The sequence below is a fragment of the Rothia sp. HMSC067H10 genome (assembly GCF_001810635.1).
GTDB lineage: Bacteria > Actinomycetota > Actinomycetes > Actinomycetales > Micrococcaceae > Rothia > Rothia dentocariosa.
Genome location: NZ_KV802317.1, coordinates 1 through 24,042 on the forward strand (window position 1 = coordinate 1; position 24,042 = coordinate 24,042).

Below are 24,042 nucleotides of genomic sequence, written 5' to 3' on the forward strand. Positions count from 1 at the left end.
AACGGTGGTTTTACTAAACAACCCCAACCCGGTGGTAGCCCGCCTTCTACGAGTAGATGCAGAAGACAAAGCTATCTTGTGATCTAGTATCTCTAGGGTATCGGTCTATGCCAACCTGTACTAGAATATAAAAGGTGCATTTAGCACCCTGAGATTATCTTCCATAATTTGTAGCGAAGATTCTGTGTCTGATCCCGCCTTCCCCTTTGAGGAGATTCATGTCTGAGACCCCCCAGTCTAAAAATAAGCAGGGTGCTATTGGTGCTTCCACTGCGAAAAACTCCCAGAAGAGCAACTACCACAGTAACGCTCAACATTCTGATGGGGCTGGGGCAAATCATAAGGATAGCGATGGAGGACGCCGAAACGACTTGAAAAACCCGCATAAATCGCATCGTTTCGGTTTTCGGAGTAAGTCACCTAGGCAGCACGTGTATAAGGCAGAGTCTCAGGAGAACGTGCGATCTGTTGACGGTCGGGCGGGTTATCGTCCTGCCAAGCCAAAGGCGCCTGAGATTGACAGTGATGTAACAGGTCGTGAATTAGACAGTGCTACAAGCCGTCAGCTTCGCGCGCTTGAGTCTAGGAATGCCGCTACCGTTGCAAAACATCTTGTTATGACTGGACGATATCTGGAGCTTGATCCCCAGTTCGCGCTTGAGCATGCTGTTGCTGCGTCTCGAAGCGCAGGACGTATTTCTGCGGTACGTGAAGCTGTAGGTGTCGCCGCATATGTCGCTGAAGATTACGAACTAGCATTACGCGAATTACGTACGCATCGTCGCATAAGCGGCTCTCTGGATCATCTTGCGCTCCTCGTAGACTGTGAGCGCGCTCTTAACCGTATTTCTAAAGCTCTTGACATGATAGAGGAAGCTAAACGCGAAGAGCTTCCTGCCCAGGTTCGCGTTGAACTCGCCATTGTTGAATCTGGGATATATGCAGATCAGGGCAAAAAATCGCAAGCGATATCGGCCCTTCAAATTCCGCAGCTAAACCCAAAACGTGCTTTCGAATACAGCCCTCGACTCTTCACAGCATATTCCGAGGCTCTAGATAATGCAGGACGAAGTCAGGAAGCAGAGCAGTGGGCACGCCTCGCGTTCAGGGCCGAAGCCGCTTTGGGACAGGGTGAGTTCGCTGAGCCTGAGATTTTCGATATTTATGGTGAATCCGAGCTCTTTGAACCTGAGGAACCTGTGCTTGAAGACCTCGAACAACAAAGCAATACTGACGAGGGAACACAGCCAGAGAAGGAAGAGGCATATAGTTCTGACAAGTCAAAGAACTTGGCGGTTGCATCTTCTGAATATGAAACGAAGCCTTCCCAAAATGAAACAGAGCAGTAGAAACTATCTGTTCCTCGACTGAGGCTACTTGCTTTGTCTATAACCAGAAAGAATTGAACATTATGACGAGCGAACCCCTACTAGCTCAGTACGATGCCTTACTTTCAGATCTCGACGGGGTAGTATACGCTGGACCCTACGCTATTGAGGGAGCGCCAGAAGCCTTAAACCGCGCTGAAAGCAGTGGGGTTCCCGTCGTCTTTGTGACTAATAATGCCTCGCGCTCCGTAGAATCTGTAGCGACTCACCTGCAAGATTTAGGCGTGCGCACCCAGGCGGAACGTGTTGTCAGTTCTGCCCAGGCTGGCGCGTCTTTATTGGCTCAATATGTGCCCGCCGGGTCTAAAATTCTGGTTACCGGTACTGAAGCTTTAGCAGATTGTCTGCGGGCTGTCGGGTTGGAGCCTGTATCATCACAGTCCGACAACCCTGTTGCCGTGGTTCAGGGTTTTAACCCGCAACTCAGCTGGGAAGATTTGGCAGAGGCAGCGTACACTCTCGCTGATCAGAACATCTTATGGGTTGCCACGAACACAGACCAAACTATTCCTAAGGAACGAGGGCAAGCACCCGGTAACGGTTCTTTAGTAGCGGCGGTGGGTATTGCGGCACGTCGTACTCCGATGGTAGCCGGAAAACCTGAAGCCGCTATTTTTGAGACTGCGGCTCAATCAGTAAAAGCCTCAAAGCCCGTTATTGTAGGGGACCGCCTTGACACCGATATTCTGGGAGCCAACAAAGCTCATATGGCGGGTGCACTTGTGCTGACCGGCGTGCAGACATATCAGGATGTTATATCGGTGGTCCCTGAACAACGTCCCACATATATTTTGCGCACTCTTGATGATTTCTTCGAACCATATCCGCAGATCGAAATTCTCCATGAGGACCACGCGATTACAGCGCATGGACCATCATGGACTGCCAAGGTACAGGGAAATAATATCTATTTAACCGTCCAAGGCTCTTTCGCGCCAGAGGGTTTTTCCGGCAGCGATGCGGAAGCAGAAGCCTGGCGCGTAGCCTGCGCTGCCTGGTGGGCGGCGCATCCGGAGCAGGCTGTGACCCCGAATATTCAAGGCCTTCCCGAGGTTTAACTTATGGGTAAGAAACAACAAAACTCTACAGAAAATGCTGATAGCCATGAGTCCCTTGAAGAAGCTGATTACCAGGAGTTTGAAACACAGCTGCAGGCTGTTTTAGCGATGGATCCTGTAGAGCGTATTCGGGCCTATGGAACCTTAGTTGATAACCTCGAAGATAATGTACGTTTCTCCCGAGAACCCGGGGAGAACTCCTAGGTGCGGCTCGATAAATTTCTTGCCGAGCATGGGCTTGCTGCATCTCGTACTTTAGCGGCAAAACTTATTGATGCCGGGTGCGTGAGTGTTAATGGGAAAATTGTGTATAAGGCATCGCAGCCTGTACATCGTGACGATGATGTACTGGTACAAGAAAGCCCTCTTACAGAATATGTGAGTCGTGCCGGGCATAAACTTGCTGGTGCCTTAGATATTTTTACGCACATAACTGTAGCCGGTCGTCGTTGTCTGGACGCAGGTGCCTCTACCGGAGGATTTACCGACGTACTCTTGCGCCGTGGAGCTTCACATATTGCAGCAGTTGACGTGGGTCACGGTCAACTTGTTGAGTCTTTGCGCATGGATCCTCGAGTTGATGCTTATGAAGGTCTTAACGTGCGTTATCTAACTCCAGAGGATATTGGGGGCTTAGTTTCCCTAGTTGTCTCTGACCTATCATTTATCTCGTTAACGTTAGTCATAGATGCTCTTGCGCAGGTGACCGAGGAAGATGGGGACATAGTGCTCATGGTGAAACCACAATTTGAAGTAGGAAAACATCAAATCGGGCGTGCAGGAGTGGTTACAGATCCTCAAGCACATGCTTTCGCCGTGCGTAAGGTGCAAGACTCGGCTCAATCATGTGGTCTTCGCGTGATAGATACTGTGCAAAGCCCCTTACCCGGGCAAGATGGTAACGTCGAATTTTTCTTATGGTGCAAGAAGCAGAAATAGCAAACAAATCTTTTTATCGAAATAATATTCTAGAAAATATGTTCCAGTATAATGGGAAATTCGGCTATACTAAAGAAGTAGTCGTGGGATAATCCGCAAATAATGCCTGCTGTGAGGAGGGTAGAACGTGTCAATAACAGAAAATCGTAAAATTCTAGTCTTTGCGCATACTGGACGCAAAGAAGCACGGGATGCAACCCGCCAGGCGTGTAAACAGCTGCATCGTGCAGGTCTAGTGCCCGTGATGAACCGTTCTGATCTGGAAGCCTTGACGGAAAATTGGGACGATCCGGTGCCTGTGCAGGTGGTGCATGAGAGTGTTGCGCTTATTGATATTGAGCTTGGTATGGTCCTCGGCGGTGACGGTTCTATCCTGCGTGCTGCAGAAATGGTGCGACATACAAGCATTCCGTTGATCGGCGTGAATCTGGGACACGTAGGATTCTTAGCGGAATCGGAAGAAAGTGATCTGCAAGAAACTGTAAACCGCATCGTCAAGAGCGAGTATGCGGTCGAAGAGCGTATGGCAATCGACATTGAAGTATGGCACGAGGAGAAACGTGTTCATACGGATTGGGCGCTTAATGAAGTAAGCGTTGAAAAAGGCAACCGCGAGAAGATGATTGAGGTCATCATTGAGGTAGATCGTAAGCCAATAAGCACATTTGGCTGTGATGGTGTGGTGATAGGTACGCCCACGGGATCCACCGCATACGCATTTTCAGGTGGGGGACCGGTAGTCTGGCCTGAGGTAGAAGCTATATTATTGGTGCCGCTTTCAGCACATGCCCTTTTTGCACGACCGCTAGTAGCATCTCCGTCTTCTATGGTAGCTGTTGAAATGATGGCTCATGGTGCATCCGGTGTGTTGTGGTGCGATGGACGACGTATGAATGATCTGCTGCCCGGTTCCCGCATTGAGGTGCGTAAATCTGAAAAACCAGTGCTTTTGGCACGTATCCACCCCGCCCCGTTCTCTGAACGGCTGGTTCGTAAGTTTGCTCTGCCTATTCGAGGATGGCGAGGCCCAACCTCTGAGGAGGAGCGTGAGGTGTGCGATGCCGGTGAAAAAAACAGCTCGCAAGATCCTCATTGATTTATATCTGGTACTCACACGGAAACCGAATGTTTGGGGTGCTCCAACAGGAAGTCGGTCAGTGCAATAGAGCCGCACATAGCTCGCGTATGTGGCACGACTCCAGCCCCTATGCGGTAAGGACTTTAAGGTAGACGCATCGTGATTGAAGAAATCCATATTCGGGACTTGGGCATTATTACTGATGCTCGATTACCTTTGCAGCCCGGGCTGTCGGTTCTAACAGGTGAAACTGGTGCCGGTAAAACTATGGTCGTTACGGCACTTGGTATGCTTCTCGGGGCGCGTAGTGATGCTGCAAGTGTGCGTCAAGGGGCAAAGAGCGCTTTAGCGGAAGCCAGCGTGCGCCTACCTCAAGAACATAAGGCTTTGACCCTTGCGGAAGAAGTGGGCGGAACAGCTGACCCGGTAGATGAAAAAACAAGCGAACTTCTCTTAGCTCGCACCGTTAATGCTTCTGGGCGTTCTCGGGCACACGTAGGAGGATGCACCGCGCCTGTCGGTAAGCTTTCAGATATTGGGCAAACTCTTGTAGCTGTGCACGGTCAGTCAGATCAATTGCGTCTCAAGTCTGCCAGCGAGCAACGTCGTGCACTAGACCTTTATGCCGGCGAAAAGCTTTTTGACCTGTTGGAGAAGTACCAGCATACCTATGAGCGGTACCGAGTCGCAGCCGCTGAATATAAAGAGGTTCGTGAGAATTCTCGTGCACGAGCATTAGAGGCGCAAAGCTTGCAGGGGGCGCTTGAAGAAATAGACTCTGTAAACCCGCAAATAGGCGAGGATGAAGCACTCAAGAACGAAAGCATCAAACTGATGAATGTTGAGGCGCTTCGTACCGCAACCGACGTTGCAGCGGCGGCGCTGTCTGGCAGCGAATATACGGAAGACACAGAGGCAAATGTACTGAGTCTTCTGGACGCGGCACATACATCTCTTTTGGGGCAAGCCGATGCCGATAGCGATATAGAGAATTTAGCTCAACGGGTTAACGAACTTTTAGTTCTGGCGACTGATGTTGCCACCGATATTTCTACCTATTCGACCTCGTTAGATTCTGAAGGGCCTGAACGCCTAGCGCAGGTACAGGAGCGTCGTGCGCAGCTGAAAAATTTGACGCGAAAATATGGTGCAGATATTGCGGAAGTCCTTGAGTGGGCTGAAGAATCTCGTGAACGCCTGACTCACCTTGTTGATGATCCAGCGCGACAGGAATCTCTGGAACAAGAACTCACCGACCTGCGTCAGGCTTTAGGAGAGCAGGCAGCTCAGCTTATGAAAGCGCGTCAAGAAGCCGCTTCGCGTTTGGCGGATTCTGTCAGTGAAGAACTAACCGCGCTTGCCATGCCGAATGCTTCTCTTGTTGTTGAAGTTGCCGAGGCAGATAAATTTTCAATTCATGGTCGTGACACAGTGACCTTTATGCTTGCTCCGCATCGTGAGGCAACCCCTCGTCCACTTGGGAAAGGTGCCTCTGGAGGTGAGCTTTCACGCGTAATGCTTGCGTTGGAGGTTGTGTTGGCGGAGGTGGATCCGGTACCCACCTTTATCTTTGACGAAGTAGATTCGGGCGTTGGCGGTAAGGCTGCTATTGAGATTGGTCGCAGGCTTGCAATGCTTGCCCAGCATGTACAAGTTTTGGTGGTAACTCACCTACCACAGGTTGCGGCTTTCGCGGATCAGCATATTTTGGTTCTTAAAAATGATGACGCATCGTTATCGAAAGTACAGGTGCTTTCTGATCAAGAGCGTGTTGTGGAACTCGCTCGCATGCTCGCCGGACACGATCAGTCGGAAGCAGCCCAGGAACACGCTCGAGAGCTTTTACGCGCAGGGGGCCAGCTTGAGTAAATAGGTGCTGAAAAGACAACGATCATAGCTGATATACCTGAGGAGTATTCCAAGGATATTCGGTAGTATTGGGTCGCAGATATTTCTAGAGGTCGTTGTGGTTTAACACGGTATTCAGCGGTAGATAGAAGCGTTTATTATGGCGTAAAAACTGCGCGAAATACGGGAAAGAGCTCATTAAATCTAGGGAAGAGAAAAGCTCTCGTCCGCTAGTGTTCTATTGGATAGGGGAGAAGAAAATGGTAAGCTTAAATTCCGTGGTGAATGAAAATAATAACGCTCTTAACGCGTCCGCTAACGGTAAGGTGACCCGCCAAATCTTTGTTACGGGTGGTGTTGCTTCTTCTCTCGGTAAAGGTCTTTCAGCTTCTTCTCTCGGTCAGATTCTACGTTCTCGTGGTCTATCGGTTACGATGCAGAAATTTGACCCATACCTTAACGTAGACCCCGGTACCATGAACCCTTTCCAGCACGGCGAAGTCTTTGTAACTGACGATGGTGCTGAAACAGACCTTGATATTGGGCATTACGAACGCTTTCTTGATGAGAACCTTGACCAATCCGCTAACGTTACAACCGGTCAGGTGTACTCGACCGTTATCGCAAAAGAACGTCGCGGAGAATATTTGGGCGATACCGTGCAGGTTATTCCTCATATCACTGATGAAATCAAAGCCCGTATGCGTTACGCCGCCGAAATCGAGAATGCGCCCGATATTATCATCACCGAAATCGGTGGTACGGTAGGCGATATTGAATCGCTGCCCTTTATGGAAGCGGCACGCCAAGTACGCCGTGACGTTGGACGTCAGAACGTGTTTTTCCTCCATGTATCTTTGGTGCCCTTTATCGGCCCTTCCGGCGAACTCAAAACGAAGCCTACTCAGCATTCCGTTGCAGCATTACGTGGTTTGGGTATCCTGCCCGATGGCTTGATTCTGCGTTGTGAGCGTGATGTTCCGGAATCGCATCGCGCCAAAATCGGTAACGCCTGCGATGTTGATACTGCAGCCGTTATCTCATGCCCTGATGCCCCCAGCATCTACGATATTCCCAAAACCCTTCATTCCCAGAAGCTTGACGATTATATTCTGGAATACTTCGGCATGACTGCCCCTGAGCCCGATTTCACGCAGTGGGATCGTTTGTTGGATGCGGTGCACCGCCCCTCCGCCGACGTTAAAATTGCCCTCGTGGGTAAGTATATTGATCTTCCCGATGCATACCTCTCGGTTTCCGAGGCTCTGCGTGCTGGAGGCTTTGCGAATAATGCAAAGGTCAATATCAAATGGGTCGCCGCAGACCTATGCGCCACTGATGAAGACGCAGACCATCAGCTGCACGATATGGATGCCATTTTGGTACCTGGCGGTTTCGGTATTCGCGGTCTAGACGGCAAGATCGGCGCATTGAAATATGCTCGTGAACATAAGATTCCTACTCTGGGCATTTGCCTGGGGCTGCAGTCCATGGTGATTGAGTACGCTCGAAACGTTTTGAACCTCTCTGATGCATCCTCAACCGAGTTTGACCCGGAGACAACAATGCCGGTCATTGCCACGATTGAAGAACAAAAGCAGTTTGTGGAAGGTGCAGGTGATTTGGGCGGAACCATGCGTTTGGGCCTGTACACAGCTAATCTGGTTCCCGGTTCACAGGTTGCTCAGGCCTATGGCGAGACCGAAGTGGCGGAACGGCATCGTCACCGGTACGAAGTTAATAACGAGTACCGTGAACAGTTTGAGAAGGCTGGTCTGGTCATCTCCGGTACTTCGCCGGATTCCTCGCTCGTGGAGTATGTTGAGCTCCCCGCTGATGTGCATCCTTACTATGTGGCGACTCAGGCGCATCCGGAGTACCGTTCGCGTCCTACGCGGCCGCATCCGCTTTTTGCGGGGCTGGTGAAAGCAGCTCTCAAACGTAGCGGTAAAGAGTAAGAACTTTCTTCATAAGAAGTCGCGGACTGATTGCCGATGTAGTCCGCGACTTTGCTCTACCAAAGGAAAATAGAAACGTCAGCGCTGTCAGCTGATATCTCTGTCCTTAAGGTTCTGACTCTGGCGACCGCACGTATGCAAATTAGAATAGGGATATGAACACTTCAGAGAACAAGAATCCGCATCGAATAGATCCTATGTATGCTGATGTGATCGATGCTCCCTCAACGCGAGAAATCCTAAGCCGTGAGGTGCAGTATAGCGGATATGTTCTCCAAGCAGCCGTGGAACACTATGATCTCGACGGGCACGGTACCACTTTAACGCGGGATGTTATCGACATGCCCGGTTCCGTTGCGGTTGCCGCGTTGAACAACCGGAATGAGATTCTGCTTCTGCGTCAGTATCGGCATCCCGTGCGTATGAACCTCTGGGAGGTTCCCGCAGGACTTCTTGATATTACTGGTGAAGACCCTCTTCATGCAGCCCAGCGCGAACTCGCGGAAGAAACCGACTTTGGAGCTCATCACTGGCGCAGCTTGGTCGATTATTACACGACTCCGGGAGCCGCTTCGGAAGCAGGTCGTATATACCTTGCCCAAGACCTGTACGAGATTCCTGAAGCAAACCGTATAGTACGCAGGGGCGAAGAAGCGGAGATTACCTACCGGTGGGTTCCGCTTGAACAGGCCGTACGCCTTGTGCTCGCGGGCCAACTACATAACGGTTTGGCTATTCAGGCTATTCTTGCGGCATATTGCGCAGTCGAGGCTCAGCAAGAGCAACTGCCCCTGCGAGAAGCCGCCGATACTTGGGATTTTCATCCTTACTTGGGAGGGCGCCGTATCCGACCTGAAACTTTTAAACACGAGGAATAATTCGCTATGGTTTCTCAGCACCTGAGCGAAGGAATACATCGTATAAGTCCGCTTGAGCGAGATATTGATCAGTACCTTATTCACCTGCGAGTTGAAAAAGGCAGCAGCGAGAATACGATAGCTTCGTATGCACGCGATTTAAAGCGGTATGTGGAATTTATGGCGTCACGCGGTATCATTGATGCCCACCGAATTCGCACTGCCGATGTGCGTGCCTTTATGCGTGAACTTGCCCAACCGACACTGCCGCGTGCGGAGGAGAACAGAGATTCGGGGTATCCCAGCAAGAGCCAGGGAGAAAAACTATCTGAATCTGATACCCGAGCAGAGGAACTCGAAGATACCCTGGAGTCTTTGGCGGTTTCCCTCTACACCTCGGATCAGACAAAGGCTCCTTCAACGAGTACGCGTGATGTCACACTGCCTCTGCCGCTGGGTTCTAATTCGATTGCACGCACCATGGCTGCAGTTCGTGGCGCGCATAGTTTCTGGCATGCTTCGCGCATCCTGGAGACCGATCCCGCCGCTGCCGTGAAACCGCCTAAAAATGTGAAGCGATTGCCCAAAGCCGTGTCCGTGGAGCAAATGCAAAAGCTCCTTGCCATACCCAGTCTTAAGACTCCTACCGGCCTGCGTAATCGAGCGATACTTGAGTTCTTATATGCTACCGGCGCGCGCGTGAGCGAGATGCTGGCAACAGACCTGGACGATATACACCTGGGCGAAAAACCCCGCGATGAAAACGGGGAATCTATTGCACTTCCCGGGTATGTGCGCCTTTTTGGAAAGGGAGGTAAAGAGCGTTTAGTACCTTTGGGATCCTACGCGCAGAGGGCGTTGGAAGACTATATTGTGCGCGCTCGCCCCATGTTTGCTTCACATGGTAAAGGCACCGCTGCGCTTTTTCTCAACGGGCGGGGGAGTCGGCTGGGTCGACAGGGAGCATGGCTTATCCTCAAAGAAACAGCTGAGGAGGCGGGGCTGAGCTCTGATTTTTCGCCCCACTCTATTCGACACTCGTTTGCGACGCATCTTGTACAGGGCGGAGCCGATATTCGCGTGGTTCAGGAACTATTGGGACACGCCTCGATTGCGACTACGCAGGTGTATACCAAGGTTACTCCGGAAGGGATGCTGGAGGTTTACCGGATGGCGCATCCTCGTGCACATGAGCGTACTTAGTAGGTGATTAGTAGAAGTAGACTGTGGGGAATAGCTGCGCGGAAGAACGACGACACTATGTCTGTATAGCTATGCCGACAAATATGCGTTTAAAGAGAAAATACGCCAATAAGATACTATAATTTAGCTTATTTATACGATTTACACTCTAAAGATGTAATATTTATGCTGTTTGTAACAGACATGTAAATATTCTGTTGCAATGGCATATTTTAGTCAGAAAACACCCGCGTTAATGTTGCTGTAGGTGTAGCCTGTATAACATCCTGAATCCGGAACAATAAAGTTCTGGTCGGTATAGACACACAGCACCGTGCGTCCCCGGCGCGAAAGGAAAGAATTAATGAGTACGGAATCCGCAAAGAAACCGTTCTACAAAGACCCAACCCATATGCTCTACCTCTCGGTCATTGCCGCTGTGATCCTTGGGTGTATCTTGGGAATGACCGTTCCCGATTTTGCAAAAGAGCTGCAGCCCATCGGTACTGGTTTTATCGCTCTCATCAAGATGATGATCGCCCCTGTAATTTTCTGTACGATTGTGCTGGGTGTAGGGTCTATTGCTAAGGCAGCAACCGTCGGCAAGGTCGGTGGATTGGCGCTGCTGTACTTCGTACTCATGTCAACCTTTGCCTTAGGAATTGGCCTGGTTGTAGGTAATATTATCGAGCCGGGAAGCTCGCTGCACTATGACCCGGCAACAACGAAATACACGCTTCCGAATTCGTCTGAAGGACATGGCGGTGACAGCACTGTCTCGTTCCTGCTCAACATCGTGCCGACTTCTTTGCTTTCGGCATTGACAAGCGGTAATATTCTGCAAACCCTTTTCGTGGCGCTTTTGACCGGCTTTGCCCTGCAGAAGATGGGACCGGTTGGCGCTCCCATTCTCAAATTTCTGACCTACTGTCAGGCGCTCGTATTCCGTCTGCTCATGATGATTATGTGGTTAGCGCCTGCTGGTGCGCTTGGTGCGATTGCAGCTGTTGTAGGTTCTACGGGTTCCCGTGCGATCTCCTCAATGTTTATTTTGATGGTGGCATTCTATATCACTTGTATTCTCTTTGTCGTAATCGTTCTGGGCACTATTCTCAAGCTCGTAACCGGTGTGAATATCTTTACCCTGTTGAAATATCTGGCACGCGAATATCTCCTCATCTTCTCAACATCCTCGTCGGAGGCAGCGCTGCCGCGTCTTATCGCCAAAATGGAACACTTAGGTGTTTCGAAGCCTGTTGTAGGCGTTGTGGTTCCTACGGGGTATTCCTTTAACCTGGATGGCACCGCAATTTACCTGACGATGAGCGCCCTCTTTGTTGCGGAGGCTATGGGGACTCCACTTGCGTTAGGCGAGCAGATTTCTCTGCTGGTCTTCATGATCATTGCTTCGAAAGGAGCTGCCGGTGTTTCGGGCGCGGGGTTGGCGACCCTGGCAGGCGGTTTGCAGTCGCACCGCCCCGACCTTGTTAATGGTGTAGGTTTGATCGTGGGAATCGATCGCTTCATGTCTGAAGCACGTGCGGTCACTAACTTCACAGGCAACGCAGTGGCGACGTTACTCATGGGGAAGATTGTTAAAGAGGTAGATATGGATCGTGTTCATGCGGTGCTGAAAGGGGAGATCCCCTTTGACGAATCCACCATGGGCGGCGAACTACACGGTGACCAATACGTGGATAATGCGGTAAGTCAAAAATCTCCCACCAAACAGATGTCCGTTGTGGCTGAACCAAAGATTAAAAATACTGTGACGCTACCGGAAGATCAATAAGTTAAAAAGTATGCGGGGAGGTGTATCTGTTTCTAGGAGGAAAGCGCCTTCCCGCATATTGCAAGGTCTGATTTAGCATGAGAATTACATAATGCTGTGGCTTATGGTGATCGGGGCCTCTAGAATTCCCGAATTATTTGGTTTATAGACCTGAACAGAGCGCGATGTAACATAATTCGTACGTAAAGCGAACTCACAAACCTGCTGAGCGGGCGTGTGTGGGGTAACCTTATACATGAAGAGAAAATTCGTTGACGAAGGTGAAGATAAGTTGACCGAAGCACCGGCACAAGAACTCGGACCAACCGGCCGACCCCTACGTGAATATCCCGATCCTGCGCCTATAAGCCAACATGGTCCCGCCCGCATCATCTCAATGGTGAATCAGAAGGGTGGCGTAGGAAAGACGACCTCAACCATAAACCTTGGTGCTGCACTTGCGGAGTGTGGTCGTAAAGTGCTCCTTGTAGACTTTGACCCTCAGGGTGCCCTATCCGCTGGTTTCGGTACAAATCCGCATGAGCTTGAGCTGACCGTGTACAACGTGATGATGGATCGTAAGGTCGATATTAACGACGTTATTCTACCGACCGATATCGAGAACATCGACCTTCTTCCCGCAAACATCGACCTTTCTGCGGCTGAAGTTCAGCTAGTAAACGAAGTTGCTCGCGAGCAGGTACTCGCCTCAGCCCTACGTAAGGTACAGAATGAGTACGATGTTATTCTGATTGACTGTCAGCCCTCGCTCGGCCTGCTAACCGTAAACGCATTGACAGCATCGCATGGCGTTATCATCCCGCTTATCTGCGAATTCTTTGCCCTACGAGCTGTGGCGCTTCTCGTGGACTCTATCGAGAAAGTGCAGGATCGCCTAAACCCCGATCTAGAAATTACCGGCGTTCTTGCGACCATGTTTGACGCCCGCACCATCCATTCTAAAGAAGTGCTTGCACGTATTATTGACGCTTTCGGAGATAAAGTCTTTGACACCGTGATTAAGCGAACCGTTAAATTCCCGGATGCTACAGTATCGGCAGAGCCTATCCTCTCATATGCCAGCAACCACACTGGGGCTCAAGCTTACCGGCAGGTAGCCCGCGAACTTATTTACAAGGGCGGAGCCCGATAAGATCCTGGATCCCGTGTGCCTTGACACCACCTATAAACCTTGAAGGTATGGTGTCAAGGCACGTATAATATGGGCGGTACATCCTGTATCTTTCATGATCTCGCAGGTTATCCTGCAATCCCCAGTAAAGGAAATCGGTCACCTATGACCAAAAATGTCGCTGCCGTGAGGGTACCGACACCGCATGAGACGCCTGATGCCTCCAATTCGGTGAACGGTGCCGGATTCACGCTTAATTTACCGAATTTTGAGGGTCCATTCGACCTTCTCCTAACACTGATCACACGTCGTAAGCTCGATATTACAGACATTGCGCTTGCTGAAGTAACCGACGAGTTCCTGGAGTATCTGCATGCCTTATATTCACAGGGCACTGAACGCGCATTAGATGAGGCAAGCGATTTTTTGGTAACGGCCGCGACTCTGCTAGAGCTTAAAGCCGCCCGGCTACTCCCGCAGAATCATGAACCGCTAGATCAGGATGTGGCTCTTCTAGAAGCGCGTGATTTGCTTTTTGCTCGGTTGCTTCAGTATCGCGCCTACCGTGAGGTAGCCGCTATTTTCGCTGATCGTTGGCGCGAAGAGACCCAGCGCTTTCCGCGGACCGTGGCGCTGGAACCTGTATTTGTGAAGGCCCTTCCAGAGCTTGTTTTCAAAGGGGGAGTAGAGGAATTTGCGCGTATTGCAGCGCAAGCATTTGCCCCGAAACCTTCGACTAATCTAGAACCGAATCCGGCTGATGTTGCTGAGGAACTGAATGAGCACCTTCACGGCGCCTCAACAACGATTGCACACGAAGAACAATATATTCTGGATGCACTTCTTGCGTGTAAACCGACGGTATCATCGGTAACATTTTCGGCACTGGTGTATGATGCTCAGGGACTTGACATCGCAGTTGTGCGTTTCTTGGCGCTCTTAGAACTGTATAAAGAGGGCGCGGTAGACGTACATCAGGATGCGCCGCTTGCCGAGATTTCGGTACGTGCTACCGAATATGCGCGTGCTTTTGTTCCTGCTGAACCGGCAGTTTCAGCACATGATACAGGGCGGGGCTACAGCCCAGAACATCGCGATAGCCCGGATGATCTTACCTTTTCAGAGAGCGTTAAAAACGCAGGGGAGGAGACCGCATGAGCGAAGAATCCTTCAACTCTGCTGGTAAGACAGCCGCGCAGCAGCAGGGGAGCCGATTTGAGGATGAATTCACCGAGAATGATTTAGCGATGGTGAACCTAGGCTACTGGGACCCTAGTGCCGATACTGAGACAGACAGTGAATCCGGAGAAGAATCTCATCGCGAAAATGCCTCGGTACCCGAGCAGACTTCTACTGACCAGGAACACAAAGCCGAAACTGAGCGCGATTCTGACAAAAATATAACGTCTTCGGATGCTCGGCATCCCGCGAAGATAACCCGAGCGGTCGCCGCTGATGTAGAGGAATTCTCGCGCGTTGAGCTTATTCCTGGGGGCGTGAAAAGCGCTATTGAAGCTATTCTTGCTGTTGCTGATACTCCTGTAAGTGTGCGCGAACTCTCTGCCGCCCTGATTGTCAATGAGCGCAGTATTGAGCACGCTCTTGACGAGCTTTATCGTGAATATAACGGTGACGATTCGGAATATGGTGAAGACACTCCCGCCCACGAGCCGCGTGGTTTTGAGCTTCGCCAAGTTGCCGGTGGCTGGCGGTTGTATTCTCGCGCCGATTTTGCTCCCTGGGTAGCGAGGTTTGTGACCCGTTCACAGAGCGCTACCCTGAGCAAAAGCGCATATGAAACCCTGGCAGTTATCGCTTACCGGCAGCCGGTTACGCGTGCCGCAATAGCCGCAGTCCGAGGAACAAACGCGGATGCATCGGTACGTCAGCTGCTACAGCGCCAGCTCGTGCGCGCGGCCGGTAAAGAGGAGGGAACCGGCGCGGTTCTTTACGAGACCACGGAACTTTTCTTGACAAAATTAGGTCTCAACTCTCTGGAAGAGCTTCCCGCGCTTGCGCCTCTTTTACCTGATGAAACCGAGGCAGCAGTACTTTCTGACAGCCCCTCTGAACACGGTAATCGTAACTAACCTATCCGCCCGCGGACTAAATCTAGGAAGCGGTGGGCATCAAAATCTTGTGAAAACTTCAAACGAACGACATAAGGAATAAGACTATGGCATATGGAAACTCTCGCGGTAAAAACCCCGGGTCGCGGAAACCTCGACCCGGCGCGAAACGTAATGGCGTGGGCGCTAGCTCCTCAACCCGAGTCGGTAAATTTAGTGGCAAAACTTCAGGCGGCGCAAAGCCTAAATCCGGTACATCAGGGTCTCCACGCGCCGCGCGTAGCCACGGCGCGGGTGCTTCCAAGCGGGATAGGCGGGCACCGCATCGCCCCTATCGTTCCGGCGAAGCTTTCCCACATGAGCGCGGCGAATACAGGGTAAATAACTACTCTGGGCCACATCGCCCGCGCCGTCCCCGTAATGCGCCTGTGGATCATTTTGATTTCTATGATCACGACGGTGTACGTCTGCAAAAATTGATGGCGCAGGCAGGTGTTGCATCGCGTCGTGTATGTGAAGAGATGATCACGGAAGGACGAGTGACCGTTAACGGTGAGGTCGTGACCGAGCTGGGGGTGCGTGTTAATCCTGCCGATGTGATTGTGCAGGTTGATGGTATGACCGTGCAGACTAACGAAAAGCTCATCTACATGGCGTTCAATAAACCTGCTGGCGTCGTTTCCACGATGGAAGACCCCGATGGCCGCTCCTGCATTAAAGATTTTCTACGTGACTCTATGAATGAGCGTGTTTTCCATGTGGGACGATTAGACGTGGAAACCGAGGGTCTGCTGCTTCTTACTAACGACGGCGAGCTCGCAAACCGTTTAACACATCCTTCGTATGAGGTACCCAAAACGTATCTGGTGCAGGTGCGCGGTCCAGTAGAATCAGGTATTGGCGCTGAGCTGAAGAAAGGTATTCGCCTTGAAGACGGCGTATCGAGGGTGGACTCCTTTAAACTTGTGGATTCGGCGCCCGGCCATGTGCTGATTGAAGTGACCATTCACTCGGGTAAGAACCGTATTGTGCGCCGCCTCTTTGAAGCCGTGGGGTATCCTGTGGAGAAACTTGTTCGTGTACAGATGGGTCCCATTCGTATCGGATCGCAGAAGCAAGGGACCATTCGTAATCTTTCTAAAGTCGAAATTGGGCATCTGCTTGCTTCGGTGGAGATGTAATGACAGAAACAACTATGACCCCCATGCTGGAAGGACCGGTCCTCGTGGTAGGGGCTGGCCTATTGGGTGCATCTATCGGGCTAGGTTTGCGTGCTGCGGGGCTTGAAGTTTATCTGCAGGATATTTCGCCCACCGTTGAAGCCGTCGCCGAAGATATTGGAGCAGGAACCCGGCTCGATACCCTTGAGCCCGATGAGCGTGAGTCATTCACCCCGCAGCTGGTAGTTGTGGCTTCTCCGCCGGATATAGCCGGAAAACTTTGCATACAGGCATTGCGGGAGTATGCGCCTAGCCCCGGATATGCGGGCGCTACCGTGACCGACATTGCCTCCGTTAAAGTACAGCCTTTAGAACAGGTACTCGCCTCTGATGCTGATGCTTCACGATACGTTGGTTCGCACCCGATGGCTGGGCGTGAAAAGACCGGCCCGGTTGCGGCGCGTGGGGAGCTTTTTCAGGCGCGTCCCTGGATTATCTGCGAACATGACGATGCACGTATCGAGTGCGTGCGATTAGTGCGCGCCCTTGCGGTAGAGCTTGGCTCTTTTGTGACGACTCTTAGCGCTGAAGAACACGACGAAACGGTTGCGTTGATTTCCCATCTGCCGCAGGCTATGAGCTCCCTGCTAGCGACTCGGCTGCAGGAAACTCCCTTATATGCGCTTGGTTTAGCGGGGCAAGGGCTTCGCGATACGGTTCGCATTGCTGCTTCCGACCCTGCACTCTGGGTGCAGATTTTTGCGGCGAACGCAGCGCCTATCGTGAAAAGCCTCTATGGTGTGCGAGAAGATTTAAACCGTCTGATTGAAACATTGGAAGATCCTTTGGCATCGGGCGCCAGGCTTGATCTTGCGCAGCTGATGAGCGAAGGCAACGCTGGTGTGGCGCGCATCCCCGGTAAACACGGCGGAGTTCCGACGGCTTTTGCGACCCTCGCCGTTTTGGTTGATGATGAGCCCGGAACTTTGGCACGGATGCTGGCAGATATTGGCGACTTGGGGATTAACCTTGAAGATTTGCGGCTGGAGCACTCCACAGGCGCGCCCGTCGGCATGGCTGAGGTCTCGGTAAACCCGGCAAAACACGACTATTTGGTAGACGGGCTTACGGAACGAGGCTGGAAAGTCGTAAAATAGCTGGCGTTCCTCAGCAGTTACCCCTCCCGTAAGCCTGGATATTCAAGATTATTTTGACACTCAACATGCGGGACCCCTCGCAGACAGAAAGTAATGTTATGCATGAGAACCCTAAACTTACGATCGCGATTGATGGACCGTCAGGTTCTGGAAAATCATCGGTCTCAAAAGAAGTCGCACGCCATTTTGGGTTAGCGTACCTAGATACAGGCGCTATGTATCGTGCCGCAACCTATCGTGTGCTTCAACTCGATATTGATCTTGCTGACCAAGATGCTATCGGGAAAGCTGTGCAAGAGATGCCGCTCGTCTTCGGAACCAATATCAAAGAAGAAGAAATTTTGATGGGCACCACCGATATTCGCGAGGAAATCCGCACTGAACGAATTTCTGGTGCGGTCTCTGCCGTAGCCTCTGTGCCTGCCGTTCGTGAATACCTCATCGAGCTACAACGCTGGACGATCAATCAGGCGGTCAACGGTATTGTGGCGGAGGGGCGAGATATTACAACCGTGGTGGCACCGGATGCAGATGCACGCATACTGCTAACCGCATCGGAAAAGGTGCGCATGGCACGCCGTGGACTAGAGAACACCGAAAAATCAGGAGAGTCCGGCGACCTTACGCAGCAGATCTCTGAACGCGATACCCAGGATTCTAAGGTAAACAATTTTATGGAAGCCGCCCCCGGTGTAACCCTGGTAGACAGCTCGGATCTGGATTTTAACGAGACCGTATCAGCAGTTATTAATGCTGTTAATGCACAGGTGAAGGCGAAACGAAAGGCATCACGGGATGCCTCTGCAGGGACCGAGACCGCATAAAATACTTGAAAAGACAGCGAACATACTAGTGAGAAATTAAAGCTGCTAGGACAAGCCTTAAGCTGGCGTTCGCGCAGAAGAAAGGACGGCGCATGGTTGAGAACGACGCTACCCGCAACGACTACGAAGACAAATACCTAGGCGGCGGAGAAGATGACCTCACCGAACGTTTAGCCGATATTGACGACGAAACCGCAGAAGCGCGTGCGCAGGCTCTTCTGGAAGGACTCGACGACTATGACCTTGATGAAGAAGACCGTGCCCTTCTTGGCGCTTGGGGCTTCGACTTTGACGAAGAAGACGAACAATTCGCCGATCCTGTAGTAGCTATCGTGGGGCGCCCCAACGTGGGAAAATCCACCATTATTAACCGCATTCTGGGGCGTCGGGAAGCCGTGGTAGAAGATAAGCCGGGCGTGACTCGCGACCGCGTCTCCTATAAAGCCGAATGGGTTGGCAAACGCTTTACCCTCGTCGATACCGGCGGCTGGGAGTCCGATGCTCGTGGTATTGATGCTCAGGTAGCGGATCAGGCGGAGATTGCGGTTGAGCAGGCCGATGTTGTCATCCTCGTTGTGGACGCACGCGTGGGAATTACCGCCTCAGACGAACAGATCGTGCGTATGCTTCGCCGTGTCAAGAAGCCCATCATTCTGATGGCAAATAAGATCGACGATTCCCACTTGGAACCGGAAATTTACAGCCTGTGGTCGCTGGGCATGGGACAGCCCTTCCCGGTTTCGGGCTTGCACGGTCGTGGTCTGGCGGATGCCCTCGATGAGCTTCTAGAGGTTATGCCCGAACACTCCCAGTATGCGCAGCCGGAGGTACCGGGCGGACCTCGCCGTGTGGCACTTATCGGCCGTCCCAACGTGGGTAAATCCTCGCTGCTGAACAAATTAGCGGGTTCCGAACGTGCCGTCGTGAACGATCTCGCGGGTACTACACGCGATCCTATTGATGAGGTTATTGAGTTGGGCGGCTACCCGTGGCGATTCATCGATACGGCGGGCATTCGCCGTCGCCAGCATATGGCGAAAGGCGCCGAATTTTATTCCTCACTCCGCACCCAGACAGCCCTGGAACGTTCCGAAGTCGCAGTCGTACTTCTGGATGTTTCTGAACCACTGAGCGAGCAGGATGTGCGCATCATTCAGACCACGATCGACTCCGGTCGCGCTATGGTGCTGGCTTTCAACAAATGGGATACCCTCGATGAGGAACGCCGCGACATGCTCGAACGCGAAATTGACCGCGACCTGGCACATGTGAAATGGGCTCCGCGCGTGAATATCTCGGCAAAAACCGGCTGGCATAAAGATAAGCTGGTTCCCGCCCTGGAACGCTCGCTGGAATCCTGGGATTCGCGTATTCCAACCGGGCGACTGAACGCTTTCTTAGGCGAATTGGCGGCGGCGCATCCCCATCCGCTGCGTGGTGGTAAGCAGCCGCGCATTCTCTTCGGCACACAGGTGTCATCACGCCCGCCGAAGTTTGTGCTCTTTACAACCGGGTTCTTAGACCCGGGGTATCGGCGTTTTATCACGCGCCGCCTGCGTGAAACCTTTGATTTCACGGGCACGCCGATCGAAATTTCGATGCGCGTGCGCGAACGCCGCTCTCTCGGGGATCGTCAGGGGAGCAAAGCGAAAAAGGGTGGCAAGGGCTCACGCAAACGCTAACGTGCTACCCAAACGTGAACGAGCATAACTACCCCACCCTTTATATCTTTGGTGGGGTGCTTATGCTTCCCTTGGCTAATTCGTCGCGCTCATCTAAAAAGGTACGTTTGCGAGTAACTGGGCGCGTTGCTCAGCCGTCATTTTGTCTACCCGCGCATAAGGAAGCCACCGGAAATTTTTGATCCCGGTCTTCCGGAAAATACTTTGTTTGAAAATTCTGACGGCGGGCGCTCGCATGATGTATTTGTATATGGGTAAGGGCATACCGAGCGGGGTTACAAGAACGATTTCGGTATCGTGATTCAACGTAGTAACAAGCCGGTATTCGCTGGGCTGTGTGTACAGTAAATCTTTGGCGTAGACTTTATCGATAAAGCCCTTGGTCATGGCTGGCATAGAATCCCACCAGATAGGGAAGATAAAGATCAAGCGGTCTGCGGATTTTATGTGCGCCTGATAGTCTGCTATCTGGTCATTGATGGGATTACCGCGACGCCAGTTAGCAAGGTCTTCTGCTCGCATGACCGGGTCGAAACCATCGGCATGTAGATCAAGAAGATCGACCTCGTCGCCGCGTGCCTCAAGCTTGTCGGTTATATTCTTGCATAGGGCAGCGCAAAAAGACCGCTGATGGGGGATATTACGCCAAGCCTCGGCAGTGTAGGGATGATCGAAAATAATGAGGTTTTTCATGATGCCCTCTCTAAAAATCTGTAGCGTCTGTGAAGAGTCAGTGTGTTTTAACACTGTCATCGCAGTAGCCTACATGCAAGCAGGGCTTTGGCAGGAATCCAAGCATTCTGAAGAGACGCTATGTTCTCAAAGTTCCCTTAGTCGTCTGCGTGGAATATATATTGAGCGGCAGCGAAAAATCCAGTATTTTCACGTTTTCTAAGTTGCACGGGGTGAGAACCTGGGGTATAGTTATTCGAGTGTCCGCAGGGATTTCCTGGAAACACGGTACATAATAGTGGTGATGTACATCGGGTTGTGGCGCAGCTTGGTAGCGCACTTGACTGGGGGTCAAGGGGTCGCAGGTTCAAATCCTGTCAACCCGACGCAGGAAAAGCTCTAATCGGTAAAACTATCGATTGGAGCGTTTTTCTATTGGGTTTATCGTATATTGCTGTTTTCCGTCTACAACGCCGTTTTTTGTTAAGCTCTGCCGTGGTACGGGTAATCCCCGTCTTGGTTATTGAGCTGCTACTCTCGTATTTTTTTACCGCATCTGAACATTCTTTAGATCTGTGAGGGCGATGTCGCTGCAAGATCCTTCTTGGATAGATTATTTCGCGAATTAATATCGTTTTTTCTCTCGATTCGTATGCTTTGCGTATTATGGTTTTCACTAGGCAAGAATACGCTTTAGGTGAAAGTACAACTATGATGTTCCTGTCTTTGAGTGGGAATACTTGCGAATTATTCTGTCGATAGTGGTATATTTTGGAGTGGATGAGGTGTCTACAGCTGGTCTGCCAAGGTAAATTCCTTGAACCTACAAAGAGGTACTGGTAGCGCAGTGTGGAAGCAACATCCGCACACACTGGCTTTCGTAGCCAAAAACCACAGAATCGCAACCGTGGATCTTGGGTAAAAGTTCATGAACCCACGTTAATCCACATTAGCGGTACGCAGTGACCACTAAGAACCGCGTATGTCGCGGAAAGGAAAAACCATGTGGCAGCAGGTATATGACCCGCTCAATTCCACTATGCTCTCAGCACTAGTAGCGGTAATCCCCATTGTCTTCTTCCTCCTTGGACTAACCATTCTCAAACTCAGCGGTATCAAAGCGGCGATTATTTCTCTCGCACTCGCACTCGGTATCGGAATCTTCGTATTTGGGCTGCCACCCGGCGCTGGAGCGGGCTCAATCCTTTATGGTTTCTTGGCTGGCCTATGGCCTATCGGCTGGATCGTGCTCATGGCGGTGTGGCTATACCGTATTACAGTGCGTTCCGGTCACTTCGACATTGTTCGCTCCTCTATCTCGGCCATCTCCACTGACCAGCGTATCCAGATGCTGCTGATCGCATTCTGTTTCGGTGGATTTCTCGAAGGCGCGGCAGGGTTCGGTATTCCGATCGCAATTTGTGCGGCTTTGCTGGTCAGCCTCGGGTTTAACCCGCTCAAGGCCGCAATGTTCGCGCTGGTTGCTAACGTTTCATCCGGTGCATACGGTGCTATCGGTATTCCGGTCAGCACCGGCGCCGAGAAAGGTGGTATTCCTCTGGCCGAATTATCGGCAAATATGGTTCCTGTGTTGCAGATTTTTGCGATGCTTATCCCAGTGCTCATGGTCGTTATCCAAGACGGGATACGCGGGTTACGCGAAACCGGCTTGGTGGCTCTGATCGTTGGTGCCGTTTACTCTGGCGGACAATCCCTGCTGCTACTGACCTTGGGAAACCCTGAGCTGGTTGATATTATTCCGCCGCTTCTATCATTGATCGTTTTGGCTCTCATCATGCGCGCATGGCAACCCAAGCATATTTTCCGTGAGCCTACCGCTCCCTCCCTGGAGGAAGTGCAAGCACAAGGCGAGACCAAGCATACCTCCGGTGAAATATTCAAGGCTTGGAGCCCATTCATCTACCTGTCCGTCGCAATTCTGCTCTGGTCTACGGTCCTAAAACCGGTATTCGCTAAAGCAGCTAAAGCAGGGGAGAGTGATGGTCCCCTAGGTTTCACTAATATCCTTGTCAATGTTCCTGGTATTCATGGGGCGATCGAGCAGGTGGCTCCTATCGCTAAAAACCCGACCCCTGTGAAAGCCGTCTTCACCTGGAATATTCTGGGAGCCTCGGGTACCGCTATCCTTGTGGCTGTTATTATTACCGTGCTGTTCTCCTCCATCAGCTGGAAGGCCGCTTTCGAAGAGCTGGGCGGTGCTTGGAAACAGCTGCAGACGCCCATCATTATGATCTGCCTTGTGATGTCAGTTGCTAACGTGATGAACTATGCGGGGATGATCTCTTCCATCGCACTGGCCGTTGCGACGGTAGGGACGTTCTTCCCACTCTTCTCGCCGATCATCGGGTGGATCGGTGTGTTTGTGACCGGTTCGGTGGTTAACAACAATATTCTCTTCGCGGGTCTGCAATCGACCACCGCGCACCAGATCAGCGTGAACCCAACCCTGCTGGTGGCATCAAATACCGCCGGCGGTGTGATGGCGAAGATCGTCTCGCCGCAGTCTATCGCTATTGCGGCCGCAGCTGTGGAAAGCTCTGGGCAGGAGTCGAAGATCACCTCAATGGCGATCAAGTACAGTGCTATTTTGCTGGTGCTGACCTGCGTGTGGGTATACCTGCTGTCGCTCGTTGTCCACTAGCACATACCCCCCCGAATGCGCCAGTCTTGTGCCTCAAACGAGGTACGAGCTGGCGCATTCTGTATGTAAGTGGGAGGAGGTTCCTCTTGTTCATTCTTGAGCCTTGGCTGTCTTACGGATTATGACGATGAGATAGTAAAATTGGTGCTTGATTTACCGAACTACCTTCGAGAAAGAGGAAATAACAATGTCTACCTTGGCAAGCGTCGTCACGGTCTTCGCATTCGTGTCCATCGCTATTCACGTGTATATCTGGATTCTTGAGACTTTCCTGTGGACTAAGCCTCGGGGTCGGAATACCTTCGGTACCACGGAAGAATTTGCCGAAGCCACCAAAGAAATGGCTGCAAATCAAGGGCTCTACAATCTCATGCTGGCCTGGATTGCAGCAACCGGCCTGTTAGCGTTCTGGGTTGGTGGTCTGCCGCAAGTTGGCATCGCCCTCATGTTTGCCGGTCTAGGTTCGATGGCCGTCGCGGGAATTTATCTCTTCGCGACCTCACCGGATAAGCGTAAACCCGCGCTTATCCAGTGTGTGCCACCAATCCTATCTCTCATATTGCTTTTCACTATGGTGTCATAACGCAGGACTTTAAAAACAAGAC

General features: G+C 51.5%; 20 protein-coding genes and 1 tRNA gene. 20 read left to right on the forward strand and 1 reads right to left on the reverse strand.

The annotated features are described in order from the left end of the window. Positions 1-218: 218 nt before the first annotated feature. The 17 genes from HMPREF2756_RS07100 (at position 219) to der (ending at position 20,103) form a co-directional block, all read left to right on the forward strand. On the forward strand, positions 219-1,349 hold the full coding sequence (locus HMPREF2756_RS07100; RefSeq protein WP_070619793.1) for a tetratricopeptide repeat protein: 1,131 nt from the start codon (positions 219-221) through the stop codon (positions 1,347-1,349). Positions 1,350-1,411: 62 nt separating this feature from the next. Further along, positions 1,412-2,446, forward strand: a complete 1,035-nt coding sequence (locus tag HMPREF2756_RS07105; protein ID WP_070619796.1) for an HAD-IIA family hydrolase — start codon at positions 1,412-1,414, stop codon at positions 2,444-2,446. A 3-nt stretch (positions 2,447-2,449) separates the two neighbouring features. Further along, complete coding sequence (locus HMPREF2756_RS07110) at positions 2,450-2,650, forward strand: hypothetical protein (RefSeq protein WP_004004338.1); 201 nt, start codon at positions 2,450-2,452, stop codon at positions 2,648-2,650. Further along, positions 2,651-3,385: a TlyA family RNA methyltransferase gene (locus tag HMPREF2756_RS07115; RefSeq protein WP_070619799.1), complete on the forward strand. Its 735-nt coding sequence runs from the start codon at positions 2,651-2,653 to the stop codon at positions 3,383-3,385. 127 nt (positions 3,386-3,512) lie between these two features. Then, entirely contained in the window at positions 3,513-4,481 is a 969-nt protein-coding gene (locus HMPREF2756_RS07120; RefSeq protein WP_048777715.1) for an NAD kinase, read from the forward strand. 141 nt (positions 4,482-4,622) lie between these two features. Beyond that, entirely contained in the window at positions 4,623-6,332 is a 1,710-nt protein-coding gene (recN, locus tag HMPREF2756_RS07125; protein ID WP_070619802.1) for a DNA repair protein RecN, read from the forward strand. A 239-nt stretch (positions 6,333-6,571) separates the two neighbouring features. Next, entirely contained in the window at positions 6,572-8,269 is a 1,698-nt protein-coding gene (locus HMPREF2756_RS07130) for a CTP synthase (RefSeq protein ID WP_070619805.1), read from the forward strand. A gap of 155 nt (positions 8,270-8,424) precedes the next feature. After that, positions 8,425-9,147: an NUDIX domain-containing protein gene (locus HMPREF2756_RS07135; protein ID WP_083301694.1), complete on the forward strand. Its 723-nt coding sequence runs from the start codon at positions 8,425-8,427 to the stop codon at positions 9,145-9,147. A gap of 6 nt (positions 9,148-9,153) precedes the next feature. After that, positions 9,154-10,329 carry a site-specific tyrosine recombinase XerD gene (locus tag HMPREF2756_RS07140; RefSeq protein ID WP_070619808.1) on the forward strand — a complete coding sequence of 392 codons (1,176 nt, stop codon included), beginning with the start codon at positions 9,154-9,156 and terminating at the stop codon, positions 10,327-10,329. 343 nt (positions 10,330-10,672) lie between these two features. Continuing rightward, positions 10,673-12,100 carry a C4-dicarboxylate transporter DctA gene (locus HMPREF2756_RS07145; protein WP_004004345.1) on the forward strand — a complete coding sequence of 476 codons (1,428 nt, stop codon included), beginning with the start codon at positions 10,673-10,675 and terminating at the stop codon, positions 12,098-12,100. 235 nt (positions 12,101-12,335) lie between these two features. Beyond that, the gene (locus tag HMPREF2756_RS07150; protein ID WP_013398802.1) at positions 12,336-13,232 is read left to right on the forward strand and encodes a ParA family protein; all 897 of its coding nucleotides are present in this window, start codon (positions 12,336-12,338) and stop codon (positions 13,230-13,232) included. A gap of 144 nt (positions 13,233-13,376) precedes the next feature. Beyond that, on the forward strand, positions 13,377-14,369 hold the full coding sequence (locus tag HMPREF2756_RS07155) for a segregation and condensation protein A (protein WP_048777721.1): 993 nt from the start codon (positions 13,377-13,379) through the stop codon (positions 14,367-14,369). Continuing rightward, a complete protein-coding gene (scpB, locus tag HMPREF2756_RS07160) occupies positions 14,366-15,301 on the forward strand; it encodes an SMC-Scp complex subunit ScpB (protein ID WP_048777723.1) in 936 nt (311 codons plus the stop codon). Before HMPREF2756_RS07155 ends, scpB begins: the two co-directional genes overlap by 4 nt. A gap of 86 nt (positions 15,302-15,387) precedes the next feature. Further along, positions 15,388-16,461 carry a pseudouridine synthase gene (locus HMPREF2756_RS07165; RefSeq protein WP_048777725.1) on the forward strand — a complete coding sequence of 358 codons (1,074 nt, stop codon included), beginning with the start codon at positions 15,388-15,390 and terminating at the stop codon, positions 16,459-16,461. Continuing rightward, entirely contained in the window at positions 16,461-17,597 is a 1,137-nt protein-coding gene (locus HMPREF2756_RS07170) for a prephenate dehydrogenase (protein ID WP_048777726.1), read from the forward strand. Before HMPREF2756_RS07165 ends, HMPREF2756_RS07170 begins: the two co-directional genes overlap by 1 nt. 98 nt (positions 17,598-17,695) lie before the next feature. Then, positions 17,696-18,421, forward strand: a complete 726-nt coding sequence (gene cmk, locus HMPREF2756_RS07175) for a (d)CMP kinase (protein ID WP_070619811.1) — start codon at positions 17,696-17,698, stop codon at positions 18,419-18,421. Positions 18,422-18,513: 92 nt separating this feature from the next. Then, positions 18,514-20,103 (forward strand): ribosome biogenesis GTPase Der, encoded by a 1,590-nt coding sequence (gene der, locus HMPREF2756_RS07180; RefSeq protein ID WP_070619814.1) that lies wholly within the window; start codon positions 18,514-18,516, stop codon positions 20,101-20,103. Positions 20,104-20,196: 93 nt separating this feature from the next. On the opposite strand, the gene HMPREF2756_RS07185 is transcribed toward der, so the two are convergent. Beyond that, positions 20,197-20,796 carry an NAD(P)H-dependent oxidoreductase gene (locus HMPREF2756_RS07185; RefSeq protein ID WP_238789178.1) on the reverse strand — a complete coding sequence of 200 codons (600 nt, stop codon included), beginning with the start codon at positions 20,794-20,796 and terminating at the stop codon, positions 20,197-20,199. A 291-nt stretch (positions 20,797-21,087) separates the two neighbouring features. On the opposite strand from HMPREF2756_RS07185, the gene HMPREF2756_RS07190 reads away from it, so the two are divergent. From HMPREF2756_RS07190 to HMPREF2756_RS07200, 3 genes are all read left to right on the forward strand, one after another. Beyond that, a tRNA-Pro gene (locus HMPREF2756_RS07190) sits at positions 21,088-21,161 on the forward strand. Between the two features lie 617 nt (positions 21,162-21,778). Further along, positions 21,779-23,437, forward strand: coding sequence for an L-lactate permease (locus HMPREF2756_RS07195; RefSeq protein WP_070619817.1), 1,659 nt, complete (start codon positions 21,779-21,781; stop codon positions 23,435-23,437). Between the two features lie 187 nt (positions 23,438-23,624). Beyond that, complete coding sequence (locus HMPREF2756_RS07200) at positions 23,625-24,020, forward strand: DUF1304 domain-containing protein (protein WP_070619820.1); 396 nt, start codon at positions 23,625-23,627, stop codon at positions 24,018-24,020. Positions 24,021-24,042: the final 22 nt, after the last annotated feature.